The sequence below is a fragment of the Vibrio sp. 1731 genome (assembly GCF_033339955.1).
In the GTDB taxonomy this organism is placed as follows: domain Bacteria; phylum Pseudomonadota; class Gammaproteobacteria; order Enterobacterales; family Vibrionaceae; genus Vibrio; species Vibrio alginolyticus.
Genome location: NZ_JAWOVO010000001.1, coordinates 569,643 through 593,827, shown reverse-complemented (window position 1 = coordinate 593,827; position 24,185 = coordinate 569,643). Strand labels below are relative to the sequence as shown.

Here is a 24,185-nt window from a genome sequence, read left to right as displayed (position 1 = left end):
TACCTGTAGGTATATGATTAATTATTAATATTTCTCTTTTTGGTTTGATTGGAACCCTAGGAGGGGGAGGGTTCGGAGTAATACATATCGAATACGATTGCGGCGTACCGTTACGCACACACAAAACGGGATTTATAAAACTTCATTTTTTGGTAATTACGGTGTACTAAGTCTTTGCTAAGGCTCTTTGGACTGTGGATAAGGAGACTCCTATTTCGGAGGCAATCTTTCTCAAGGAAAAACCTTGTGAACGTAGCTCAGCGATACGCTGGTGGTTAGTTGTGTTAGTTGGTCTACCTTTATATTTCCCTGCTGCTTTAGCTTTCTCAATGCCTTCCTGACGTCTTTCCTGAATCATTGCTAACTCGAATTGAGCTACAGCTCCTAGCATGTTCAGCATGAGCTCAGACATATGATCACTTCCACCAGCATTAAAGCTTAGGTTTTCCTTGTGGAATCTCACGCTAACACCTTGGCTAGTCCAGTCGTTTATTAGTTGCTTCAAATCAACCAAATTACGAGCTAGGCGGTCGATGCTATGAACGTGGATTGTATCTCCTTCTCGAACGTAGTCTTTAAGAGCTTCTAATGCTGGTCGTTTAGTTGAGCCACCACTGCATTTATCTGTAAAGCTCTTATCAAAGGTGATACCAGAATCTGTAAGTTGACGGTCTGTATTTTGGTCTGTGGTCGAAACACGCAGATAAGCTATGTGTGCCATTAGGTGTACCCGTTTAACTCTAAGATGTTAGAAATTTTATTGTGGTCACAATGCAAATTCAACCCTATTGGGTACTGTTTGATCAAGGTTTGACCGTAGTCGTTTGGGTATACCTAATGGGTATGTTGAGCAATATACACACAAGGCGTCTAGATATTACTCAATCAGTTCAGTGGGTTACTTACATAATTCAAATGATATGTAATAATCCGCCCCCCAAAAAAAATTAATAACAACAGAGGCTGGAAATGAAAAAAGTACTATTGTCTATTGCTATCGCCGGTTCACTGCTGTCTACGGGTTGTGCTCAGCGTGTTGCGGATTTCACACTGGCATCGACCAAAAATGTCGACCTAAATGGCGGTGAATTTGTCAAAGGCCCTCGTGTAACTGGTGAGGATGCAAAGCCTATTATCATTGTTCCTTTAGGTGTTCCTAGCGTTAAAGAGGCTGCTGATAAAGCGATTGAAAATGATACATGTGCAGTAGGTCTAACAGACGTTACCGCTGATTCAGAGTTCTTTTCATTCCTTGTGGGTTTCATCTCATACAAGGTTGAGGGAGACTTAGTGATCGACAAGTCTAAATCTGGTTGTGAGAACTGGAGTAGTTAATTAGCTGCGATATCATGGGGAGTGTGTTGAGTACTCCCCAATATTTTTGTAAATGAACCTTAGCTTAACCAATCCCTCGTGGTGATTCTCTCCGCGTCCCATATTGATTCAACCACTTCACAACCATAGAGCAGAGTGTGCTCTTATAGTTCTTAATACCGCTTCGCCAAACTCCTGTGAGGATGAAGTCTTCTATCAGAATAGCCTTTCCGGTACGCATTATTATTCCACTTCTTATCTGAGCAATTTACTGTCCTGTTTATTTCTCTGTAGTTTTGTAACTCTATGAAAAAAAATTCTAAATTGTAAATTCAATAACCAGCGTTACGTATGTCTGAGTATCATTGTAGTGGTTGGTTGGTAGCTGCCCACTCACATCATGTTTACTGTAGGAGTCGACTTACCAAGTGTATTCCTGTTTGGAATCACGATTGAGAGTGTCTAGGAAAAGGTACAAAAAACTGGTACAAACAATGGAAGTTGTATATATTTAAGTGGTTGATTTTAAATGTTTTAAACTTGGTAGCTAGCAATCGAGAGTTCGAATCTCTCACTCACCGCCACATTCTAAAAAGGTCTGATTTATCAGGCCTTTTTTCGTATCTACACTAAAGTAATGCGTCATTGAAAGTACACAAGAGTGCTCAAGGTGCAAGCGCCATTCTATCTACAAGCCAACTATTCACATCTCACCTCGATACAACGCCAAAATTGAAGATGCTATACAGAGGCAGCCATAATCTGATTGGTGCGGGTTAGCCTATCCGCTTTAATCTAGAATTTAGCACCCATATCACATGAGGTATGAATACGGCCATAAGAATGAACGTAGCACTACTAGATGCTAAGCAAAACAGCCATGAACACGAATACAACAGCAATCATACCAAAGAGATCTGTGTTTGGATTGAGGTCATCAGGGTTAAATTTTTCAATGCTTTGCGTCGTTTTGCATCTTATCTTCATGTTCTTGTCCTTATTTCATGTACGATTTCAACAGCAACATAACATGCAATTGAGTGTTCACAAGTCATAAAAAGCATAAGTATACTTGCACCTCATTGAGCGCAAAAAATACTCAAAGCGTTTTAAAGTGGCGGTCTACCTTCTGTAACATCAAATATTCTTTCTGTTTTTGTGCCTGTATCGCTATAGTTGAGAAACGGTTATCTCGTTCTAGTTAGGAACAAACTACTGGCTGCCGCTACATTCTCTCAGCGTTCCCACTCAGTCGCCTTGGGTAGATACTTTAGTCGTTGAGTACTGCAAAAAAAACGCCGCATGAGCAGCGGCGCTTTGTTGAGGAATTCCCTTTCCTACTTGTAGCTAAGTTCTGTCGCTTTGCCTTTGAAGATCCGGTATACCACAAAGGTGTAAAGCAATATCACCGGCATAACAATCATCACACCGTAGCCCACGATTATTAACGTCGCAGGCGAGGAGGCGGCTTCTTGTGCGGTCATTAATCCCGGCACAACTTCTGGGAAGAAGCTATACGCAAGCCCGAGAAAGCTCAACGCGAAAATGACAGTGACACCAAAGAAAGGCCAGCGCACACCCAGATCATTCACCATTGGAACCTGACGCAAATAGCGATCAACTAGGAAGATGGTTGCCAATACAATTAACGGAACTGGGGCAAGCAACAAGATTTCTGGGAAGCTGAACCAACGCAAGGCAACTTGTTGATTTACAATCGGGTTTACAACGCTAACCACCAAAATTCCTAAGGCCGCTAACCAACCAGCACGGCGAGACCAACGGGCCGAGCGTATTTGCAAATCACCTTCCGTTTTTAGTACTAACCATGCGCCACCGATGTAAACGTACGCCGCCGCTACACAAAGTGCGCTTAACCAAGCAAAGCCAAATGCTTCGGTTGATTGTTCAAATCCCATGATGTAACGACCCACCATGTAACCCTGAGTTAGTGCGGTGATTAGCGAGCCAATTCGGAAGCACCAATCCCAATGAGGTTTATGATCCGAGTTGGCTTTGGCTCGGAAGTCGAACGCTACGCCACGCATGATCAGTGCGATAAGCATTATGGCAGTAGGCATATAAAGCTCCGTCAAGATCAAGCTATGAGCAGTAGGAAAGGCAATCAACAAAATACCGACGGCCAACACCAACCACGTTTCATTCGCATCCCAGAAAGGGCCGATAGACGCTATCATTCGATCACGTTGCGCTTCATTATCACTTGGCAATAGGATACCGACACCAAGGTCGTAGCCGTCGAGCACTGCATACATAAAGACTGAGAATCCAAGCAGCAGAAGATAAATTTCTGGTAGATAGTCGAGCATGATTAGGCCTCTTGTTGTGTCAGTGGGACTTCATGGGCAGCAACGTCTTTGCGCGCCAAATAGAATAGGGTATGGATGTACGCAACCAGCAATGCAGCATAAATGGCTAAGTACATAATGAGCGAAGTCATCACGCTACTGCTCGTAACCGTGGTGACGGCTTCGGATGTTCGCAATACACCGCTGACCAACCAAGGTTGTCGACCAATCTCAGTAACATACCAACCCGCCAGTGTGGCTATCCAACCAGAGAACGTCATGGCTAATACTGTGTACAGGTAAGGTTTAGGTAGCGCTTTTTTGCGTGCTAGCTTCACCGCGCCATACCAGCTAACCAGCAGCATAAGGACACCTACACCAACCATCACGCGGAAACCAAAGAACAAGGGCTTCACTGGCGGGTGGTCAGGCGCAAACTCGTTAAGTCCCTGGATTTCCCCGTCTAAGTCATGCGTAAGAATCAAACTCGCCAACTTAGGGATGCCCACTTCAAAATCATTGCTGCGAGTTTCTTCATTTGGCATCGCAAATAGTAGAAGAGGTGCGCCTTGCTCGGTCTCCCACACACCTTCCATCGCTGCAATTTTTGCAGGTTGATGTTCAAGCGTGTTTAACCCGTGAAGGTCACCGACAAAGATTTGTACCGGGATGAACCCAGCCGCCGCGAACAACGCGACTTTTAGGCCAAGTTTGGCTGAGCGATGATCTGGCTTTTTCATTATTTGATAAGCCGAGATACCCGCAATCAAGAAGCTGGCAGTCAGCGCCGATGCTAATAGCGTGTGTAGAAGACGGTACGGTAAAGAAGGATTGAAAATGACTTCTTTCCAACTGGTCACATGAACAATGCCGTCAATCACTTCATAGCCACTTGGTGTGTGTATCCAGCTGTTAAGCACCAGAATCCAAAATGCGGACATACTTGTCCCAACAGCAACCAGAACGGTGGCGAGAGTATGAACCCATTCCGGTACTCGTCCTCGTCCAAAAAGCATTACACCCAGGAAGGTGGCTTCCATAAAGAAGGCGGTCATCACTTCGTATCCGAGCAATGGTCCAGCTACGTTTCCGACTCGTTCCATAAAGCCTGGCCAGTTGGTACCAAACTGGAAACTCATCGTAATGCCGGATACCACACCCAAGGCGAAAGTGAGAGCGAATATCTTGACCCAGAAGTAATAAACATCGAGCCATACGGGGGCTTGTGTGCGGTTATATCGCCACTTGAAAAACACCAACATCCATGCCAACGCAATGGTGATGGTCGGGAAGAGAATGTGAAAGCTGATATTGGCCGCGAACTGGATCCGCGACAGCATGAGGGTATCTAACATCTTGGTTCCTCAAAAACGTGCCATACTAAAAATCGTGTCTATCTGTAATTTAGTTACGAAAAGTCGGGCAGTTTGGATTCATGTATCGAGAAATACAGGTGATTCTGTTTTCTTCTAACCATGATTTATATCAACTAAGACAAAGAAAGGAGTGTAGGAAATTGTCTCAAAATGCCACTAATAGTCGCGAGAAGTGAGTAAAAGAAAGCAAATGTAACTGAAGGAGCATGGATTAAGATTAGTTCGAATTATCCTTATGATGGTTTCGATAATCCTGAAATAAAATTACAGAAACAATATTTTTAGTAAGGAAATTTGCCTTGCCTTCACTTTGAACCTCCATACTATTTATACACTAGTCATGTCGAGATCATCTCAAACACAGCAAGCTTACTGACAGTTAAGGTGGGAAACTTTAGCTAATTGATAAACTCAAAATTGCGCCGTTAATGACATATGCATCATAAGTTCGTTAGCACTCGACCAGAAGTGCGATAGGCTACATTTTTATACTAGCGAACGATTTAGCACTAGGTAATTCGGCTTTCACTAAATCAACAAGTCGACTGCGGACCATTTTCGATTCCTGATGAGTTTCAATCCAAACTGACACTTACTTTTCAGCAAGTGTGCTAGTGTCTTTCTTGTTATTTATTAAATAATTAATAAATGCCGATATGGTAAAGAGAGTTGTGGACAGCTATCTCGAGCAGTAGACTGACGCTAGCCAGAGAGTCTGACTTTGAGGGGGGCATTCTACATGAATCTTGGATTCTGCCACCGCAAAGCTGATATTGAATTTGATGGAGATGGATAATGAACGACAGTTGGGCTAATTTCTTTCCTTACTTTGCTGGAGCTTTTAAGCTTATTGTATTAGGGATAGGAGCCTACTTAGCCATTAAATGGCATTTTGACGAAGAGCGAAGGGTAAGAGAAGCGGAAGGTGTGGTGTTTGATAACCCAAGTCTCATGAAAAAGTTTGCGAAGACGCTAACTCTGCCATTCCTTTTGTGTCTTCTCGTTCTTCTTGTTATATATGCTACCAACTGGTTCCTGTACTGACAGCGTTATTGTTTGTTGTAGTAAAGTTGAATGCTGCCACCTCTGAGAGTCGAGCCGTAGTTGAAGTTAACGCCTATGCCGAAATTGTCCAACCAATCAAAGGGCTTTGGTGCATAAAATAGCCATCCTATAGAAGCTTCGTAGTAATGCGGGCTTCCCAGTTCATCGCTTAAATCATGCGAAAGGTCGACTCTTTTAATCCCGGTAAATAAAGCCTGCTCACCGTGATAAATATTGTAGTAACCGGTGATTTCATTAGATAGGTACCAACCTTTAGGGTTGCCTATATTGCCGTTATTTGCGCTTCCCCAGCTGTGCCCAATGAATGAATTCAATGTCGAACTGGCATGCCATTTCCCCCAACTTGTGGGAGACGTGTATTTGGCTTTAATGGATGGTTGAACTATTGCCGCCCATGCTGAAACGTTAACGGCACGGCCGTCTAGGATTCTTCCAATGATGGAGGAAAGTTTATTATCGGTAGAGAATGAGTTTTCATAACGCATAAGGTGAGTCGTCGTTCTGGTGCTAAGGGTGACGTTTTCACTTGCTTTGTATAGATACCCATAACCAATCGATGCACCGTATGTCCTTTCCTTGAGAAGATCCTTACTTGTGCCGAATAGTTTGAGATCATTCTCTGTTTGTATCGTAAATGCCTTAAACGACAGCTCATGTAAGTCCTCGCTGCCCTCTATGTCAAAGTTAGTCGTGTAAGGGAGAACATATACGGATTTGCTTCGACGTTCATTGATTGACTCGTCAGTCCCGAACTCTGGGTTGGCGGTATCAAATAATGCATTCGGATCAAAGTCGCCAATACCAAACGCAATTGCGTCAGTGTCGGACAGCAAAACCGCGATAGAAAAACGTTGTTGGAGAAGGTTGCTAATTTCCTTATCTAGTGGATCCGATTGAGCTGTGTTAGGAAGAGAGAGTAGGAGAGCGAGCGAAACGACTCGCCACTCCACTGAGGCGAAGTTGGGTTGGAACATTTTGGCTCTTTCAAATGGTTCATGCATGGAGTTTTTGGACGTACCGGTACGCTAACATTAGTTTAATCGTTGAATGGTCGGTGTAACTTTGAGAAATCTATGTTTTCTCATATTGATATGAAAAAGTTCCTTAAACGAGTTTAGCTTCAATGTGTATGCTGCACCAGATTTGTTTAGCAACATCATTCTTTTCTGAAGATGTAGCAAGACTTTGTGACTAGGTTGCATTATTTTCTTTAATGCGTCTCTTGAGAGGAAAATAGCAAACTTTTTTATTGCCTTGGCGCTCAAGAAAATCTGAATCGTTCACTGTGCTACTGGTTAACTTCGAAAACTTGTAAGCATCCTGTCTGCCAACATCACGACTAACATCATCAAGGAGTACCCTTAAATACGTCAGATAAACAATGGTTTTTTTGAGCTTTAGAAGAAATGTTCGGACCTTTGCATATTCCGCGGTGGTGCTCAATCCAAGAACTGTGTTTTGTATGTGTTCTCAGTAAATCATTGATTCGATCTATTCTTCAAAATGTGGTCCCTTTTAATTCACTTTCTGTTACATATTTTTCGTTTTGAAAGAGCATTTTAATTTGCATATTTTGAAAAGATCTATTTGTTAAATTTTCTATAAAATCAACTAATTGTTGAAATTAGAACCCTTGTCAAAAAGTCATTAGATTTCATGTTGAATAGTCTATTTTACCTAATAGTATACTCTATTTGTTTGATATAATTTTCGGCAGTTTGTATACCATAAATAAAGAGAGTCTATTCATGTTCCAGAACTTAACGATCAAGCAGAAGATAGTGATTCCGCTGTCATTGATTATTGGATTGTTTATTGTGAGCTCTGTATTAAACGTTATGACAAGTTGGAAGCAATCTGAATTGAGTGAGACACTCAACGAACAGATCGTGCCGAACTTGTTAACGATTGAGGATGCTTACCGCGATCTTTACCAAGCTACATCTGCAATCCAAGGTGTTGCTCTTTCTGATACTCAAACCGATATTGATCACCACATCGGTGAATACAAAGACAACGCATACAAAGCGCTGCCGCGTATGGAACAAATGATTGAGCTATCGCAAGCCGGTGTGACGCCTTCTACACATGGTAATGAAGTTCGAACGCTTGTCTCTTTGGGTGAAAAATGGTTAGCAAGTTATGAAGCGATGCTACGTTTACCTCAATCTCAATGGCGTGGTTACTACAACGAGCACAAACATACCTTTGAAGACCAATTTATCGAGGTTAGAGCGCAGCTTAACGTTGTAAAAGATGCAATAGAAGAAAAGCAAAGCCAATTGAAGGACGAAATATCAGCGGCTGCAACAAGAGCAGAACTCATTCTTGAGGCTAGCATTGTGATTGTTATTTTTGCCGCTATCGCGATGGCTTTTTTGTTGTTACAAACGGTTGTGAAGCCTATCAATGATATTAAAAATGCGATGACAGAAATTGCGTCCGGTGAAGGAGATCTAAGTCAGCGAATCGATGTAAAAACACAAGACGAAATTGGCAATTTAGCAGACGCATTTAACCAGTTTGTGTCTAAAATTCAAGTGACAGTCGCTCAGGTAATTGAAAGCTCAAATACCTTACGTAACGAAATGGCAAATCTTAGCTCGTTGACTACGACCATCGCGAACTCGACCGTTTCTCAGCAAAAAGATAGCGAGGCGGTAGCGGCGGCAGTGCATGAAATGCAAGTCACCAGCAGAAATGTAAGCGATAGCGCTAACGAAGCTGCGGTTGCGAGCCAAACAGCGAATGATGAACTTACCAATACCAATGTTATTTTGGATCAAACGGTTAGCTCAATTCGTAGCCTCGCAAGTGAAATCGAAAGCGCAAGCCACGTCATTAACACATTGGATCATGATGTGAGTAACATTGCGTCCGTACTGGATGTAATTCGTGGTATTGCCGAGCAAACAAACTTATTAGCGCTTAACGCAGCCATTGAAGCGGCTCGCGCTGGAGAGCAAGGGCGAGGCTTTGCTGTGGTAGCGGACGAGGTTCGTTCTTTAGCCAGTCGTACGCAACAGAGTACGGGAGAAATCCAAACCATGATTGAAAAGCTACAATCTGGTGCAGGACAAGCTGTAGAAGTGATGCGCGGTAGCCAAAATAACAGTGATGAAACGATCAAGTCCGCTGGCCGAGCGAGTGAATCCCTTTCTGAAATCTTGAACGCGATTTCACGTATGAACAGATGAATACACACATTGCAACGGCTGCGAGCCAGCAAAGTACAGTAAGTGACGAAGTAAATAGCAATGTACAAGGCATTGCAGACAGTAGCACTTCAATTGTGGAAATCGTAAACCAAGCGCAAGCTTCTTTAGCCATGTTGTCAGAGCAAACTCAACGTTTAGATCATCAGGTCAGTCAGTTCAAAGTATAAGCTTGAGAACAGCAGTCTCACTGATGAAATAACCCGCTTCTTAGCGGGTTATTTTTTAGATAAGTGGCGAACCTGACTTGTGAAATATCGACTATATTTACAATCCTTTCTCACTTTAGTTCGTATACCAGAGTGGCCAAAAACCCTAGACAGCAGTAACAAACTCTGTACAGCGTGATGATGCTTTTATCATCACTTTTGCTGCTTTTTAACCATTGTAATTGCTCACAGGAAAATGTGATTTCCAACCCAAAATCTTCAAATTTGAGAACTTCATAACACCTTTACCATAAACGTTTTTCGTAAGCGTATAGAACTGTAAATTTTGTTGTATGTACAACACTGGGTATTTATCATCCTAATTAATTTGTTCTGGATATACATCCGTTAGTCATTATTAAGTCATTCTAGAAGCTTTTAATAAGGAATCTTGAAGGCTTGTCGGTAGATAAGAGAGAAAAATTCATGAGACGTAAAACCACGCTATCTCTGCTGATTGCGTCGAGCCTTTTTGTGGTTGGATGTCAACCTAGCGAAGAAGGATCGAGCCAAGGTGGTGGTCCTGCGCCCGCAACCGAAGTAGAAGTGTTAACAGTGCTGCCAACGCGCCAAGCATTGACAGTAGAGTTGCCGGGTCGTAGCCGAGCATTCAAAGAAGCAGAAGTTCGTCCGCAAGTCACTGGCATTATTTCGGAGCGAAATTTTGTTGAAGGTGGCCTTGTTGAACAAGGGCAGTCGCTATATCAAATTGATGATTCATCATTTCAGGCGGATTTGCTGAGCGCTGAAGCGGAATTAATCCGTGCGCAAGCTGCGGCAGAGTCGACCTATGCCACGGTGAAGCGTTACAGAACCTTGATCACCAAAAAATCCATCAGCCAACAAGACTTGGATGAAGCAGAAGCGGCATACAAAGAAGCGAAAGCGCAGGTCCTAGTCGCAAAAGCCAAGATCAACACAGCAAAAATCAATTTAGATTACACGCAAGTCAAAGCTCCGATTAGCGGGGTGATCGGTAAATCGAGTGTGACAGCGGGTGCGTTGGTTACGGCTAACCAAGCTGCCAAATTAGCAACCATTCAGCAGCTTGACCCTATCAATGTTGATATTGTGCAATCATCCGCGCAACTGCTGCGTTTGAAAGCATCACTCTCCCAAGGCCATATGCAAGAAGATGACTCTGCGCAAGTTACATTGATGCTTGAAGATGGCAGCACTTACGAACACAAAGGCACAATGAAATTTACTGAGGTCAATGTGAACGAAAGTACGGGCAGCGTGACGCTTCGTGCCGAATTCCCAAACCCTGACGGTTTGTTGCTACCTGGAATGTTTGTTCGTGCGACGGTCATTACTGGTGTCGACCCTGATGCGATTCTAATACCACAAAATACGGTATCTCGTGATGCGACAGGTAAAGCGACAGTGATGACGGTTAATGGCGAGAACAAAGTGGAAGCGAAACCAGTGAAGACTGCCGAAGCGATCAATAGCCAATGGCGCATTATTGATGGTTTGAACGCGGGTGATAAAGTCATTACCGCCGGTTTACAAAAGGTAGGGCCAGGCAGTTCGGTAACTATCCAAAACGGTGAACAGGAGTAATCATGGCACGATTTTTTATCGATCGTCCGGTATTTGCTTGGGTTCTCGCGATTCTAACGATGTTGGCGGGGGTAATGTCATTATTCAATTTACCCGTCTCGCAATACCCAACGATTTCACCGACGACGATCACCATCAGTGCTCGCTATCCAGGTGCATCAGCAAAAACCGTTGAAGACTCGGTAACGCAGGTTATCGAGCAAAACATGACAGGATTAGATTACCTTCGCTACCTATCATCGAGCAGTGATGCATTTGGTAATGCGACAATTACCCTGACGTTTGATAGCGAAGCTGATCCTGATATCGCGCAAGTACAGGTGCAGAACAAACTGCAATTGGCATTGACTTCATTGCCGATGGAGGTACAAAACCAAGGTATTGTCGTCAATAAATCCAATACGGCATTTCTCATGGTTGTCGCAGTTTATTCTGAAGATCCTGACTTTACAGAAAACGATATCGGCGACTTTGTTGTAACGAATATTCAAGACCCGATAAGTCGTGTAACTGGCGTAGGACAAGTGCAGGCGTTTGGTGCGCAGTATGCAATGCGAGTTTGGCTGGACCCTTTTAAGCTTACGCAGTTCAACTTGACCGCGATCGACGTAGCAAATGCAATCAGTGAACAGAACGCGCAAGTTTCTTCAGGTCAACTTGGTGCGGCACCTGCGCAGGAGGGTCAGTTGTTGAATGCTACGATTTCTTCTGCAAGTCGTTTGAGCAGTGTAGAAGAGTTCCAAGACATCATTCTTAAGTCCGACGCCAGTGGTTCGAATGTTTATTTGAAAGATGTAGCTCGCGTTGAGCGTGGTGCAGAAAGTTATGATATTCGAGGCCAATATAATGGCTTCCCAGCATCGGGGTTAGGTATTTCATTAGGTACTGGCGCAAACGCGCTTGAGACAGCCAATGCGGTAAAAGAGCGCTTAGAACAACTGAGTGCAACGTTCCCAGAAGGGTTGCAGATTGCTTACCCATTTGAAACAACGCCATTCGTCAAAGCCTCGATTCAAGAAGTGGTTAAAACGCTATTAGAAGCCATTCTTCTTGTGTTCTTAATCATGTACCTGTTCTTGCAGAACTTCCGTGCGACGATCATTCCAACGATCGCAGTGCCTGTCGTATTGCTCGGAACCTTCGCTATTTTGTACGCGACTGGATTTAGCGTAAACACGTTAACCATGTTCGCGATGGTTCTGGCTATCGGTTTGCTGGTGGATGATGCCATCGTTGTGGTGGAAAACGTCGAGCGTGTGATGCATGAAGATGGTTTAGAGCCCAAAGAAGCGACCAAAAAATCGATGGGACAGATTACTGGTGCCCTGATTGGTGTCGGTTTGACGCTTTCAGCGGTATTCGTCCCTATGGCGTTTATGTCTGGTTCTACCGGGGTTATTTACCGTCAGTTTTCAATAACTATTGTGGCGGCTATGACGCTTTCCGTTTTGGTTGCGATAATTCTGACTCCAGCATTGTGTGCTACGTTGCTGAAAAAAGGCGATGCTGAGCTTCTAGAGAAGAAAGGCTTCTTTGGCTGGTTTAACCGCAAGTTTGATGCGATGACAGCAGGCTATGAAACCGGCGTTGCCAAACTTCTAAAACGCACAGGTCGCATGTTGGTTGTATTTTTAGCAATGAGTGCAGGTGCTGGCTGGTTATTTATGAACCTTCCAACGTCATTTTTGCCAGATGAAGACCAAGGCACAGTATTCTCAATGGCTATTTTGCCGCCTAACTCAACACAAGAACAGACGGAAAAAACACTTGAGAAAATGCGTGACTTTTACCTAGTAGACGAAAAAGACAATGTAAAATCTGTCTTCTCCGTTGCTGGATTTAGTTTCGCAGGTCAAGGCCAAAACATGGGGATGGCATTTATCGGCCTGAAAGATTGGTCTGAGCGTGAAGCGCCTGGCGCTGATGCGGCTTCCATTACGGGCCGAGCGATGGGGTACTTCTCTACCATTAAAGAAGCTTTGGTATTTGCGTTCGCCCCTCCAGCGATTCAAGAGCTAGGTAACTCGACAGGTTTCGATTTCTATCTCCAAGACTCGTTGAATAAAGGGCACGATGCATTAGTTGCGGCTCAAGGGCAACTTCTGGGCATGGCAGCACAAAACCCGAAACTTGTCGGTGTTCGTCCAAACGGTCAGGCAGATGCGCCAATGTACAAAGTGAACATTGACCACGTCAAACTTCGTGCTTTGGATGTCAGTATCAATGACGTAAACCAAATCCTGTCAGCTGCATGGGGCGGGGCTTACATTAACGATTATATTGACCGCGGTCGTGTGAAGAAAGTGATGGTGCAAAGTGATGCGGAATACCGCATGCAGCCAAAAGACTTCGATTCATGGTACGTACGCAACGCTAAAGGAGAGATGGTGCCTTTCTCTGCTTTTGCGAGTGGCGAGTGGACCTATGGTTCTCCTCTTTTGCAGCGCTTTGATGGTTTGCCAGCAATGAATATTCAAGGCGGTGCAGCTCCTGGTGTAAGTACTGGTGAAGCCATGGAAGAAATTGAAGCAATGGTAGAAAAGCTACCAGAAGGTTTCACGGTGAACTGGAATGGTATTTCGTATGAAGAGCGCCTTTCCGGAAACCAAGCGCCGATGCTATATGCGCTATCTATCCTCGTCGTATTCTTAGTTCTCGCCGCTTTGTATGAAAGTTGGTCAGTACCTTTCGCCGTGGTGTTAGTTGTGCCTCTTGGTGTGCTTGGTGCTGTGCTCGCGGTAATGACGCGAAGTATGGACAACGATGTGTTCTTCCAGGTGAGCTTATTAACGACGGTCGGCTTGGCAACCAAAAACGCCATTCTGATTGTTGAGTTTGCAAAGGACTACTATGAGAAAGGCGCTGGGCTTATCGAAGCAACCTTACATGCTGTTCGCGTTCGTCTGCGCCCAATTATCATGACATCGCTTGCTTTTGGTTTGGGTGTGGTACCACTTGCTATCAGTTCAGGTGTGGGATCGGCAGGTCAAAACGCAGTAGGTACCGGCGTACTTGGTGGCATGATCAGTGCCACGATATTGGGTATATTCTTCGTCCCAATCTTCTTTGTAGTGGTTGAGCGATTGTTTGATCGACGTGCGAGAAAAGAGTCGGAGGCAGAGTTGTCTGAGACCAGCACTAAACCCACTCAGCAAAGCGAGTAGGACTTGCTTGTTTTAACTGAGTTATACTAGTGATAATAAACACGATTAAAGGGCGCTTCGGCGCTCTTTATTTTATGTTTTCACTTGGTGGTTACCGTCTATGACGCGAGCCTGAAAGACGGCGTGTTGTGTGCAGTATCAGCACAGCCTTTTCGGCCGAATGAAAGCCTAAAGAAGAAAAACGACGATGAAAGATCAGAAAATTTCCCCAATTTCCGTTTTGGATCAAAGCCCTATGTTTGTCTGCGGTGTGATGCAGCGCATGTACCGCAATCGTGCCCAAGCCGAGCTGTCTCGGCAAAATTTGATGACACTAGAAATGGCAAGTGCACTGGCCGCTTTAGAAGAATTTCAACCTATGAGCCAGCAAGCGTTGGCTGATGCGGTTCGAACTGAGCGAAGTGTAGCAAAGCGGATGGTGGACAATCTGGAAAAGAGAGGGTTTGTTCAAGTTTCTAAAAGTAAATCGAATCAGCGCCTTAAAATGCTAAGCATGACAAAAGAGGGAGCAAATGCTTTAAAGCAAGTTCATCAAATCATGACGAATTTACAGAAAGAGTTTTTTTCTTGTTTGTCGGAATCTGAAGCGAGTGAATTTTTTCGTCTGGTAAGAAAGCTCACTTTTGCGAATCACGACCAGTAACTGACATCAATGCCGTTTAGCGTCTTTATTTTATCGCGGACCAATTATATTAAGCTGTAGAACTTAAGAAATAGGATGCCCAACGTACAGGTCACGGTAGAAAGCACCGTAGTGAGTGCGATGATATTTGCAGCTAACGTGGCATTGCCTCCCATGGAACGCGCCATGACATAGCTGGCAGCAGCGACTGGAGAGGCGTTCATAAAGAAAAGAATACCTAGCTCAATTCCTCGAAACCCTACTAAGTAAGCTCCCATGGTGATGATGACTGGCGCTACGATGAGCTTGTAACTGCTCGCAAACCAAGATGGACCTTTCTCTTTTCTCATCAAGCTAAAGTCAAGTGAGCCGCCCGTACACAACAGCGCCAAAGGCAATGTCATTTTGGACAAGTAGTCTCCTGCGTCAATAACCACATTCGGTACTGGAATAGCGAGTAAATAAAAAGCCATTCCTAGAACAATGGAGATTATGAGCGGATTCCTAGTCAGTGTTCGGCCCATCATCTTTGCTGCTTGCGAGGCAGACGTTGCCCCCTTGGGAGATAAGCAAATTACCGCTTGGACGTTATAAATAAATGTGGTGACCGCGACATAGAGCGCTGCTAGCGCCACACCTTGAGAACCATACGCATTGGCAACGTAAGCGATGCCAATAATACCTGTATTTGCTCGGAACCCACCTTGGATAAGAACGCCTTGGTCAGGCGATGCTTTGAACAGAAGTTTGACGGAAAGGTAGGTGAAAATGAAAAACGAAATACTAGCGATGACGCCGAAATTGACAAATCCACTTGCCGCGGAAAAGTCGTGTTCTGAAGCCACAATGCTGACAAATAACATTGCAGGCAAGGTAACTTGAAACACCAGTTTAGAGCCTACTTCGATAAAATTATCGTTGATTAGACCAAAGCGCTTAAAAAGAACGCCAAGTACCAACATCAAACAGATAGGTCCGGTTATCGACAAAGAGAATTGCAACTGATGTAAAACAGCTTCCATGTAAGTATCCGCAGCAAAAGAAAAAAGTGTTCCTGTTGCCTATTAAGCCACAAACCCGGAGGGTAGGATAGTAACGTGATGAAATTTTCTTCTGTTGTAGGTTCCGGAGTCATTTACACTCCAAGTTATGGACGAGGTCCCAATTTAACAAAGCGGTACTGGTCCTACGTGCGATATGTTGGTTAACTCGTTGTCGTGATGCATCCACATGCGTATTAGATGTGAGGGCTGGTCATCGTAGTTATGGATAGGAGTTCATCAATGAAAAGGAAACACAACAAAACTGTACTGTGTGCGTTTGTCTCTGGTTCGGTATTTGGTGCGGTTTTGGTCATTGCGATGTCTTTACCAATGTAATCCTCTTAATTGGCTGTTGGAACACTCACACTAATTCAGTACAAAACAGATTGAGTTCTGCGGTGTGTGCTGTTAGTTTAAAAAACATGAAAATACACGTTCGCCCTTCATTAACAACCTTCTCTTGGTGGCGCTCTAAATAGAGCGGCGCGGAATACTTACATTCTTAAGCTGCTGGATGGTAGCTAAGAGTGTTTGATCTTTTTATCTCCAGTAGCGATCTATTAAATACTTGGAGACAAATATGAATAGCCATAAAAATACATCTCAGCGTGAAATTATACTTACCGGAGATCGAGCAACAGGTCCATTACACCTCGGGCACTATATTGGTTCATTGCAACAACGAGTCAAATTGCAAACGGAGCACGAGCAAACGATCTTGGTTGCGGACATGCAAGGGCTGACGGATAACGCGCATAACCCATCAAAGGTATCCTCTAATATTCTCAATGTCGTTGCAGATTATTTGGCTGTTGGTATCAACCCCGCTCAAACTACGATCACGTTGCAGTCTCAAATTCCAGCATTAGCCGAGTTGACAATGTATTACAGTAATCTTGTTTCTATCGCACGATTAGAGCGAAACCCCACGGTTAAAAATGAGATTCAAAGTAAAGGCTTTGAACGCTCTATTCCCGCAGGCTTTTTAACGTATCCAATTTCTCAAGCTGCTGATATTACGGGGTTTCATGCGACGCTAGTACCAGTGGGTGATGACCAGCTGCCGATGTTAGAGCAAACTAATGAAATCGTGAGAAAAATAAACCACCTGGGTGGGAAAGAGGTTCTTAGGGAATGCCGTCCATTACTTAGCGATGCACCTCGTTTGCCGAGTACTGACGGTAAAAATAAGATGTCTAAAAGCATGGGGAACGCAATCAACTTAGGCGCCTCCGAAAAGGAGATTTCCGCGGCAGTGAAATCTATGTATACCGATCCCAATCATCTGAAAATTGAGGACCCTGGCCAAGTCGAAGGGAATATTGTATTCATCTACCTCGATGCTTTTCATCCTGATAAAAATTATGTCGAACAGCTAAAAGACCATTATCGACGAGGTGGATTAGGTGATGGTTTGACCAAGAAAGTGTTAGAAGAATGCTTACAAGAGATGCTTCGCCCTATTCGAGAAAAGCGCGCTATGTATTTGAATGATAAAGCGCAGCTGATTGATATTTTAAAACAAGGTAGTGAGCGTTCTCGCGAGAAAACCGAAAAAGTGCTATTTGATGTGAAAGATGTATTTGGTTTAAATTTGTTCTGAATTAAAAGTAGAGAGTTGAACATAAGGCACGACGGCTGGTTAGCAACGTGCCTTTTTAAGTTCCCAGTCAGTCAAAGCGCATTATTAAGAAGAAAAAAATTCACGACGAAAATCCGCGACTTCTTGTTGGTAATAGCTTTGCCATTCCGGTTCTGACAAATGTGAATGGCTAGAGGCTCTTTGCGTTCTTAGTTTGGACTCAAGTTGCTGTAATGCTTGTTGATAATCTTTGACTCGTTTTTTTTGCTCTGTAATTTGCTGCTGACGAGCATGAATGTTTTTACTTTCTTCTTTCGTTAAGTAAGTTCGTTCTAGCTCTGCGATGAGCGCCAAGCGATCTGGTAGGCTTATACTATTAGGAATCAGGGTGACCGCACGCTCATATTTTTCCTGGTCGCTTGTTAGCCCGATAGCACCTGCATGTTCTTGCCAGTCAATGGTGAGTTGCTCGAAAGCTCGCAAAAAGTTATCTGGGCTTTGAGTGTCCAGCTTTTGGGCTTCTAAGTTGAAATCGTACAGCGCGAACTCATCCGCGAAAACAACATCAGCCAATTCTCCCCAGATGCGTCTTGCTTCATTCTTCAGCTGTGCAATACGCGACGCCAGTGATTGCTGCTCATCAAATAACAAATTTCCTACACTCTCTTGCCATTGGCTGCTGAGCTGAGGGTAGTTCGCCAAAAGCTGGAATCGAGCTGAAGATAAATGCGCCTCAAACAAGGCGACCTGCTCTTCACAACTACGGTCCAACATACACTCTTGCCAAAACGTCTCAAGTTCAGCGACAAGTTTCCTGCCTTTGAGTTGAGTTAATCGCTCAGTCGTTATTTGAACTGTGGAAGGGAGCTTAGTTGTTTGTGGTGAAGTATCTGTATCGGGCACGATGCTGCTTGTTTGTGGTGAGGTACTGGAGACACTCTGATTTTTTGTCTTAGGGGAAGGAGAGGAAGCGAGCTCTTTTTTTTGAACATCGTGATTGAAAGTTAAAAATATCATGCCCGCCATAATGGCGGACATGATTATCAAAGCGATTTTCTTCATGGCTTGATTGTTGCGCTTACTGGGAAATGGTCAGAAAGGTTGTAGTGTTTCCATAAACTCTCTGCGGTTGTGCGGGGCACGTCTACACGGTTGTCATTGAATGATTTCACCCCGTACTCACTACTCACCATAACATAGTCAAGGTATTCCACGTTTTCGCCACCTGATAACGCTTCACCTGCGAAGTTATTGATACGGGGATCAAAGGTTGACTCCGTGTAACCAGAGTAGTGAGGCTCTATGGCACTTAAGTTAGCGATCATTTGTTGGTAGTCACCAGGGAACTTTCTTTTGTTTACGTTAAAGTCGCCGCTGTATACCACAGTTTCGCTTGAAGGAATGTTAAGAGATTGGGCGAGTGTGCGGATTTGTTTGAACTGGCGCTGACGATACTCACGGGCGGTGTCTGTATCGAAAGATGCGGTATGGGTAGCAAACACATGGTAAGCCTGACCACCTTTAATTATTTCCGCATAATTTACGCCTTTATCGGCAAAGCAGTCTGTACCAGAGCAATCGGGAAAGACATATTGCGCTTCGTTCACGATAGGGTAGCGACTAACTATGATTACGCCACCATCATGAATATTAACGCCTTCTTTATCTAACATCTTTGTTTGGTAAGGATATTCCTTGGCTAACTCACGTAAGAATGCTTCACGACCGCTGGCAAACACCTCTTGCAGCGCCAAAACATCGTAACCTTTTACATGTTGAGGAATCAGTTCGTAACGATCTCCAATGTGCGATGCAATAGCCGTCAACGCCCAGATGTTATAAGTCATCAACTTAAGGTTTTGTTCTTCGTTGTCGACAGACTCCGCTACCTTGCTTGGCGTGATGGTGTAGTAAAGATCATCATATCGAGCGGTACTGTCTGACTTAAATGCCAGTTCGGTTTCTCTCGTACCAAAAGCGTTAGTGTTGGCACGATGAATGTTACGATCATCTTTGAGAGATAACTCGACATCGGCTGCGGACAAGCCGTATTCAATGGTCGAATTGTACCAATGGCCTTCCATTATTTGATTGAGTGTTATGCTTTCACCTTCGGGGCTAGAAACCACCGTTTCAAAACGGTAAGTTTGATTTGATTTCACGCCCTCCCAGCGGTTGAAGCTTAATACAGATTTAGTTTCCCACGGACCAAGTACCTGCACATGTTGTTGCCATTCTTCTCCGTATTGAAGCAAATCACTGCCTTCATGTTTTACTTGAATAGTTAACGGTTGCTCAGAGTTATTCGTTAGGTAAACGTCGGTATCTGCAATGCTGGGTAACGCTATCAAGCTACTTAATAAAAGGCTCCACTGCGAAAATTTCATCTTATTTTTCCATCATTTGAACTAGAGTAATCATTCTTGTTTATAAATGTTACTTGCACGTTAAATATGGATGACATCTAAGTCAGTGCTGAAAATTGTTATCAGAATGTGATCTTTATTCAATGGTGAGGGTGGAGGTATTGAGTGTGTTGCCGTTGAAGCGGTGGAAAATAATACCAACAGTCAACGAATTGCATTCACTGCAATCAAGCTGTCATCTTTGCTCTATAAGTTGTGCGGCGTCATTCATCTAGCCATATGGCTAGAACTCAAATTGATAGATGGAGCACCATGGCTAGAGCAGTAAATCCAACCGATGAAACCATCATTAAATTGTTACAAGAGCAAGGTCTGATTAGAAGTGAAGCAGAAGCGCGTTTAAAGAAAGAGGTGTACCGCTTGCAGCCTAATGAGATAGCAAAAGTAAAAAATTATGCCCAGCATTTTGGGATAAATGCGAAAGAAAAGCTCATCGATGAGATCTTGGATCTGCGCCGAGAAGCGCTCATGAAAAGATGTAGACACAATACGGAGCATACGAGCCTATCTCTAAAATAGCTTGTGATAAAACTATCAATTACTGGTCAAGATTTGATCTCTCAAGCCGATGTATATAAGAGCGTTCAATGATATCGAGCGCAAAAAACAGTGTGTTTTAGAGGTTAAGCTTTCACTTAAGTGAGAGGTTTGGAAAGGCTGCGGGGAGAAAGTGCATGCGTATTAAAGACTTAAGTGTCGTAAAGAAAATATCGGTTAGTTATTTAACCGTTTTTGCCGTGTTTGGTTTAGTGTCAGTAATGTTGGTGCAAGGTTTGTTAACACTGAATAAAGACATCTCAGTGTTAACAGATAAAAGTTTACCTTCTGTTGCGATTTTGAAAGGTATCCAAGTTGATATTACTAAAGTGCGTAAAGATGAGTTCTCTTTATTGCCAAACGCAAATCACCCCAAAATTGGTGAGTGGTTAAAAGGCCTCGACCAATGGCGTTCTGATGTGCAGGCTGGTATTGCAGAATACGAAAAGCTCGACCTTAATAAGCGTGAAACGCAGTCTTTTAGCGTTTTTAAAGAAACTTGGAATCAATACATCAAAGAAACGAAGACTTACAACGCACTGCTAAGCCAAGGTGATGCTGAAAGTGCAAATGATGTAATTTTATCAAGTTTCGATACCTACTCAAAAGCGTTGAGCAGCTTGGATGATACCCTCGCGTTGAACGATGAGTTGGTGAATTTGATTGGTGAAGAAGTACAAAGTGAAGCGGCATTTACACAATACAGCGCTGCTGTTGGTGCGCTCGTCGTCGCATTGGTCATGGTAATGTCTGCCATGTTGCTTTCTCGAGTCATTTGCGGGCCTGTTGATCGAGCATTGGAATTCGCTTCCAAAATCGCCAAGGGTCAATTGAATAATCAAATCGACGAAAGTGAATTGAGCAAAGACGAGTTAGGAACGTTGCTTAAAGAGCTTGTCGGTATGCAAACAAACTTACATTCGCTGGTTTCTGAGATTAATGACTCAACGATTCAGCTAACGGCAGCAGTAGAGGAAGTGAGTGCTATTTCTTCTCAGACCGCCTCTGGTATGCAAAATCAACAAATTGAACTTAGCTCGGTGGCTTCTGCGATGACAGAGATGCAAGCTGCTGTAAGTGAAGTGGCACAAAATACCGAAGTTGGCGCAACCTCTGCTTATTCGGCTGCGGAAGTGGCAAAGCAAGGAACGGCGACGTTACAACAAACTATCGCAGTAATTGAGCGTGTATCACATACGATCCAAGAATCAGATGAACTGGCACGTGAGCTTGAATCGAGCTCAAACAATATCAATGTGGTCGTCGATGTGATCCGCGGGATTGCGGAGCAAACAAACTTGTTAGCACTGAACGCCGCAATTGAAGCCGCTCGGGCTGGTGAACAAGGACGTGGGTTTGCTGTTGTGGCAGATGAGGTTCGTTCTCTGGCGCAACGCACTCAAGACTCCACTTCACAAATTGTGGAAATTGTTAATCAGCTACAAGAGAGCAGCAGTAAAATAGGGCATTCAAGCCGTGATTGTCAGGAGGGTATTTCTCAGTGTGTTGAGCAAGTTAATGATGCTGATAGCCAGATAAAAGAAATTGAACATTCTGTCGATAACATAGCGCAAATGAGCACACAAATCGCAACGGCGTGCAGTGAGCAGAATTCTGTATCCGAAGAGCTGAATCGCAGTGTGGAGCATATTAATAGTGCTTCAACAGAGATGGCTGAGGGAGCTTCACAAACGGCTGTGGCTTGTCAGCAGATTAGTAGCCTAGCGCACAACTTGAAAACTCGAATGGGTTCATTCCAGCTCTAGCTGTTGTGTTTCAGCTTTATTCCTAACCTCATTGCTACAATAAATAAGCCGGACGAAATGTCCGGCTTATTTATTCTCTGTCTATATAAGTTCAGAGTATGCTCAACCTTGGGAGAATATGCTCGCTAGGCTGGAATACCACTGTGAAACTTAAAATCTGTATCTGGCGTAGAAATTAAATCTGCCTCTATACGTCCAAAGTAGGCGATGCGCTCGCTGATATCTTTGCCTGCGATTTGCTCCGCTAATACAAGATAATCCTGGTAATGGCGTGCTTCAGAACGTAATAAAGAAATGTAGAACTTTGCGATATCGTCATCCATATGTGGTGCTAGTTTGGCAAAACGCTCACAAGATCGGGCTTCGATGTACGCACCAATGATGAGTTTATCGATCAGCGTTTCCGGCTCATGAGTCTTCATATGCGAAATCAGTCCTTTAGCATAGCGACTTGCTGGAATATTTTTATACTCAATTCCACGACTTTCCATGATCTCTAAAACTTGATAAAAGTGGTGTAACTCCTCTTTTATCAAAAGCACCATCTTATCGATCAAATCTTGGCTGTATGGTGAGTCGGACTTAGCCATGATTGACTTCGAAATATTGCTCTTGCCTTTTAAAGTTTCCAATGAGCCTACGTTACGGTAAGCAAAATCTTCGTAGGGCTTAAACCAGTCAAGTAGAGCATGTGAACTGGATTGGTCAACGGCATACTTACGAATTAAAAACATGGCAGATTGGCCAGCTTTTAGTTCGCACAGTAGGTGGTCTAACAAAATGGTTTGAAGGTTCTCTGGTTTCTTTGCTTCCTCTACCCATTCATCAGGTGTACTGCATTGCAGAAATTGGTTAATGGGAGCAAGAAGATCTTGATAGGCGTCTAGATTCATCATTTTAGTTTTAGTACTTCACATTTTTATTGGGCATATCCGTTGTCTTGCGGATAGAAAAAAGGCTGCAATTGCAGCCTTTCTTGACCTGAAGTGAATGTTACCACTTTTTCTTCTCGCCGAAGAGTGCTTCCATGTCATTGTCACGCTCTTTGTCAGCAATCTGCTGCATTTCGGCATCGCTTTTATCTTGGCGCTTTTTATCTAAGTCACCCAACATCTCTTCAAGCTTTTGTTTCGCTTGAATAGAATAAGGATCGCTCTTAGTGCTCAAAGCATCGATACCTTTACGCAGCAGTTGAAGCGCGGTGCCTGGTTGGCCACGAGCGATAGAGTCGTTTGCTCTTTTGATGACATTTTCAATGTTGATGCGAATTTGCATCGTTTCCAAGCGCGCATTTTCGGTGACGTAAGTCTGGGTATCCAATCGGCCTTTGTTGTGCTCGTTACGGATAGTGTCGCGAAGTCGTTTAACCAGCTTAAGCATGACGATAGCTTGTTTATCACTACTCGGCATCTTGAAAGTGGTACTCTCGCCAGTAGGACCATTCTCTTTTAGCTGCGTAATCTGCTGCTTCATATTTTCGATACGTTGAGCAAGTTGCTTGTTCTTCGGGTCCAGCTCATGCATGCTCTCTAGCGCGTCAAGAATACGATTGTTTAGACACAGCAACAGCTCTTTACTAAAAGGGATATGGTGCGCATGACCAATCAACTCTTCAGTACCATCTATCAAGGCTACATATCGCGCTGATTCCTGCCTTTTTGCGGTTTCAACTTTAACCTTATATTGCAACATAATGTTATAGCCTAGGATTAACACCAGTAGGATGGCTACCAAAGCGATTATTAAACCAATATTCATATCTTTGCGTCTGCTTTACTTTTCTGCGGCTAGCGTTAAAGAATACATGAATCTTATCTTACTCGGCACCTTATTTGTTTGATTATTTTGTCTCTCCCACGTTTTAGTTACTGATAGAAGTCACATCATAGAACTTCGGTCATTTATTGGCTCAACTTTGTGCATATTGTTTCTTGCTTGAAGATTATTAGTATGTGATTGAGGTATAAGTTAGAAATTGCTGTTCATTTCGA

The 24,185-nt window shown here is 43.6% G+C and carries 18 protein-coding genes, 1 tRNA gene and 1 pseudogene; 10 read left to right on the top strand and 10 right to left on the bottom strand.

Annotated features, from left to right (window positions below):
- Nucleotides 1-166: 166 nt before the first annotated feature.
- Nucleotides 167-721 (bottom strand): recombinase family protein, encoded by a 555-nt coding sequence (locus tag R7035_RS02550; protein WP_031781197.1) that lies wholly within the window; start codon nucleotides 719-721, stop codon nucleotides 167-169.
- 248 nt (nucleotides 722-969) lie between these two features.
- On the opposite strand from R7035_RS02550, the gene R7035_RS02545 reads away from it, so the two are divergent.
- Nucleotides 970-1,335, top strand: a complete 366-nt coding sequence (locus R7035_RS02545) for a hypothetical protein (protein WP_029848594.1) — start codon at nucleotides 970-972, stop codon at nucleotides 1,333-1,335.
- A gap of 488 nt (nucleotides 1,336-1,823) precedes the next feature.
- A tRNA-OTHER gene (locus tag R7035_RS02540) sits at nucleotides 1,824-1,898 on the top strand.
- A gap of 274 nt (nucleotides 1,899-2,172) precedes the next feature.
- On the opposite strand, the gene R7035_RS02535 is transcribed toward R7035_RS02540, so the two are convergent.
- The 3 genes from R7035_RS02535 to R7035_RS02525 all read right to left on the bottom strand — a co-directional run bounded on the left by R7035_RS02535 (nucleotide 2,173) and on the right by R7035_RS02525 (nucleotide 4,978).
- Nucleotides 2,173-2,301 carry a hypothetical protein gene (locus R7035_RS02535; protein WP_017635045.1) on the bottom strand — a complete coding sequence of 43 codons (129 nt, stop codon included), beginning with the start codon at nucleotides 2,299-2,301 and terminating at the stop codon, nucleotides 2,173-2,175.
- Nucleotides 2,302-2,651: 350 nt separating this feature from the next.
- Complete coding sequence (locus R7035_RS02530; RefSeq protein ID WP_053307466.1) at nucleotides 2,652-3,644, bottom strand: cytochrome d ubiquinol oxidase subunit II; 993 nt, start codon at nucleotides 3,642-3,644, stop codon at nucleotides 2,652-2,654.
- A 2-nt stretch (nucleotides 3,645-3,646) separates the two neighbouring features.
- A complete protein-coding gene (locus tag R7035_RS02525) occupies nucleotides 3,647-4,978 on the bottom strand; it encodes a cytochrome ubiquinol oxidase subunit I (RefSeq protein WP_318145946.1) in 1,332 nt (443 codons plus the stop codon).
- 816 nt (nucleotides 4,979-5,794) lie between these two features.
- On the opposite strand from R7035_RS02525, the gene R7035_RS02520 reads away from it, so the two are divergent.
- The gene (locus tag R7035_RS02520; RefSeq protein WP_005378271.1) at nucleotides 5,795-6,043 is read left to right on the top strand and encodes a hypothetical protein; all 249 of its coding nucleotides are present in this window, start codon (nucleotides 5,795-5,797) and stop codon (nucleotides 6,041-6,043) included.
- Between the two features lie 5 nt (nucleotides 6,044-6,048).
- Here the strand turns inward: R7035_RS02520 and R7035_RS02515 are convergent, their stop codons facing one another.
- A complete protein-coding gene (locus R7035_RS02515) occupies nucleotides 6,049-7,038 on the bottom strand; it encodes a Solitary outer membrane autotransporter beta-barrel domain (RefSeq protein WP_130546637.1) in 990 nt (329 codons plus the stop codon).
- 774 nt (nucleotides 7,039-7,812) lie between these two features.
- Here R7035_RS02515 and R7035_RS02510 point away from each other — a divergent pair.
- The 4 genes and pseudogenes from R7035_RS02510 to R7035_RS02495 all read left to right on the top strand — a co-directional run bounded on the left by R7035_RS02510 (nucleotide 7,813) and on the right by R7035_RS02495 (nucleotide 14,861).
- Nucleotides 7,813-9,449, top strand: a pseudogene (locus R7035_RS02510) (methyl-accepting chemotaxis protein).
- A gap of 465 nt (nucleotides 9,450-9,914) precedes the next feature.
- Nucleotides 9,915-11,054 (top strand): efflux RND transporter periplasmic adaptor subunit, encoded by a 1,140-nt coding sequence (locus R7035_RS02505; RefSeq protein WP_086046620.1) that lies wholly within the window; start codon nucleotides 9,915-9,917, stop codon nucleotides 11,052-11,054.
- Between the two features lie 2 nt (nucleotides 11,055-11,056).
- On the top strand, nucleotides 11,057-14,218 hold the full coding sequence (locus R7035_RS02500; protein WP_005378264.1) for an efflux RND transporter permease subunit: 3,162 nt from the start codon (nucleotides 11,057-11,059) through the stop codon (nucleotides 14,216-14,218).
- Nucleotides 14,219-14,405: 187 nt separating this feature from the next.
- Nucleotides 14,406-14,861 carry a MarR family winged helix-turn-helix transcriptional regulator gene (locus R7035_RS02495; protein WP_017635039.1) on the top strand — a complete coding sequence of 152 codons (456 nt, stop codon included), beginning with the start codon at nucleotides 14,406-14,408 and terminating at the stop codon, nucleotides 14,859-14,861.
- 44 nt (nucleotides 14,862-14,905) lie between these two features.
- On the opposite strand, the gene R7035_RS02490 is transcribed toward R7035_RS02495, so the two are convergent.
- Nucleotides 14,906-15,862, bottom strand: coding sequence for an AEC family transporter (locus R7035_RS02490; RefSeq protein WP_025766898.1), 957 nt, complete (start codon nucleotides 15,860-15,862; stop codon nucleotides 14,906-14,908).
- Between the two features lie 601 nt (nucleotides 15,863-16,463).
- Here R7035_RS02490 and trpS point away from each other — a divergent pair.
- Nucleotides 16,464-17,486 (top strand): tryptophan--tRNA ligase, encoded by a 1,023-nt coding sequence (trpS, locus tag R7035_RS02485; protein WP_025766897.1) that lies wholly within the window; start codon nucleotides 16,464-16,466, stop codon nucleotides 17,484-17,486.
- A gap of 84 nt (nucleotides 17,487-17,570) precedes the next feature.
- Here the strand turns inward: trpS and R7035_RS02480 are convergent, their stop codons facing one another.
- Nucleotides 17,571-18,527 (bottom strand): ATP-dependent dsDNA exonuclease, encoded by a 957-nt coding sequence (locus tag R7035_RS02480; RefSeq protein WP_171342746.1) that lies wholly within the window; start codon nucleotides 18,525-18,527, stop codon nucleotides 17,571-17,573.
- Complete coding sequence (locus tag R7035_RS02475) at nucleotides 18,524-19,852, bottom strand: sphingomyelin phosphodiesterase (protein WP_171342745.1); 1,329 nt, start codon at nucleotides 19,850-19,852, stop codon at nucleotides 18,524-18,526. The genes R7035_RS02480 and R7035_RS02475 overlap by 4 nt, the downstream gene beginning before the upstream one ends.
- A gap of 291 nt (nucleotides 19,853-20,143) precedes the next feature.
- On the opposite strand from R7035_RS02475, the gene R7035_RS02470 reads away from it, so the two are divergent.
- The gene (locus R7035_RS02470) at nucleotides 20,144-20,410 is read left to right on the top strand and encodes a hypothetical protein (RefSeq protein WP_005388970.1); all 267 of its coding nucleotides are present in this window, start codon (nucleotides 20,144-20,146) and stop codon (nucleotides 20,408-20,410) included.
- Between the two features lie 155 nt (nucleotides 20,411-20,565).
- A complete protein-coding gene (locus tag R7035_RS02465; protein ID WP_047100808.1) occupies nucleotides 20,566-22,194 on the top strand; it encodes a methyl-accepting chemotaxis protein in 1,629 nt (542 codons plus the stop codon).
- Between the two features lie 125 nt (nucleotides 22,195-22,319).
- Here R7035_RS02465 and miaE read toward each other — a convergent pair whose 3' ends face one another.
- Together miaE and R7035_RS02455 are read right to left on the bottom strand one after the other, a co-directional pair.
- Entirely contained in the window at nucleotides 22,320-23,090 is a 771-nt protein-coding gene (gene miaE, locus R7035_RS02460) for a tRNA isopentenyl-2-thiomethyl-A-37 hydroxylase MiaE (RefSeq protein ID WP_005388968.1), read from the bottom strand.
- Between the two features lie 97 nt (nucleotides 23,091-23,187).
- On the bottom strand, nucleotides 23,188-23,952 hold the full coding sequence (locus tag R7035_RS02455; RefSeq protein WP_005378247.1) for a hypothetical protein: 765 nt from the start codon (nucleotides 23,950-23,952) through the stop codon (nucleotides 23,188-23,190).
- Nucleotides 23,953-24,185 lie beyond the last annotated feature (233 nt).

Bases quoted from the DNA above. Each gene is read 5' to 3' on its own strand.
- R7035_RS02550 (WP_031781197.1), bottom strand. From the start codon at position 721: ATGGCACACATAGCTTATCTGCGTGTTTCGACCACAGACCAAAATACA.
- R7035_RS02545 (WP_029848594.1), top strand. From the start codon at position 970: ATGAAAAAAGTACTATTGTCTATTGCTATCGCCGGTTCACTGCTGTCT.
- R7035_RS02535 (WP_017635045.1), bottom strand. From the start codon at position 2,301: ATGAAGATAAGATGCAAAACGACGCAAAGCATTGAAAAATTTAACCCT.
- R7035_RS02530 (WP_053307466.1), bottom strand. From the start codon at position 3,644: ATGCTCGACTATCTACCAGAAATTTATCTTCTGCTGCTTGGATTCTCA.
- R7035_RS02525 (WP_318145946.1), bottom strand. From the start codon at position 4,978: ATGTTAGATACCCTCATGCTGTCGCGGATCCAGTTCGCGGCCAATATC.
- R7035_RS02520 (WP_005378271.1), top strand. From the start codon at position 5,795: ATGAACGACAGTTGGGCTAATTTCTTTCCTTACTTTGCTGGAGCTTTT.
- R7035_RS02515 (WP_130546637.1), bottom strand. From the start codon at position 7,038: ATGTTCCAACCCAACTTCGCCTCAGTGGAGTGGCGAGTCGTTTCGCTC.
- R7035_RS02505 (WP_086046620.1), top strand. From the start codon at position 9,915: ATGAGACGTAAAACCACGCTATCTCTGCTGATTGCGTCGAGCCTTTTT.
- R7035_RS02500 (WP_005378264.1), top strand. From the start codon at position 11,057: ATGGCACGATTTTTTATCGATCGTCCGGTATTTGCTTGGGTTCTCGCG.
- R7035_RS02495 (WP_017635039.1), top strand. From the start codon at position 14,406: ATGAAAGATCAGAAAATTTCCCCAATTTCCGTTTTGGATCAAAGCCCT.
- R7035_RS02490 (WP_025766898.1), bottom strand. From the start codon at position 15,862: ATGGAAGCTGTTTTACATCAGTTGCAATTCTCTTTGTCGATAACCGGA.
- trpS (WP_025766897.1), top strand. From the start codon at position 16,464: ATGAATAGCCATAAAAATACATCTCAGCGTGAAATTATACTTACCGGA.
- R7035_RS02480 (WP_171342746.1), bottom strand. From the start codon at position 18,527: ATGAAGAAAATCGCTTTGATAATCATGTCCGCCATTATGGCGGGCATG.
- R7035_RS02475 (WP_171342745.1), bottom strand. From the start codon at position 19,852: ATGAAATTTTCGCAGTGGAGCCTTTTATTAAGTAGCTTGATAGCGTTA.
- R7035_RS02470 (WP_005388970.1), top strand. From the start codon at position 20,144: ATGGCTAGAGCAGTAAATCCAACCGATGAAACCATCATTAAATTGTTA.
- R7035_RS02465 (WP_047100808.1), top strand. From the start codon at position 20,566: ATGCGTATTAAAGACTTAAGTGTCGTAAAGAAAATATCGGTTAGTTAT.
- miaE (WP_005388968.1), bottom strand. From the start codon at position 23,090: ATGATGAATCTAGACGCCTATCAAGATCTTCTTGCTCCCATTAACCAA.
- R7035_RS02455 (WP_005378247.1), bottom strand. From the start codon at position 23,952: ATGAATATTGGTTTAATAATCGCTTTGGTAGCCATCCTACTGGTGTTA.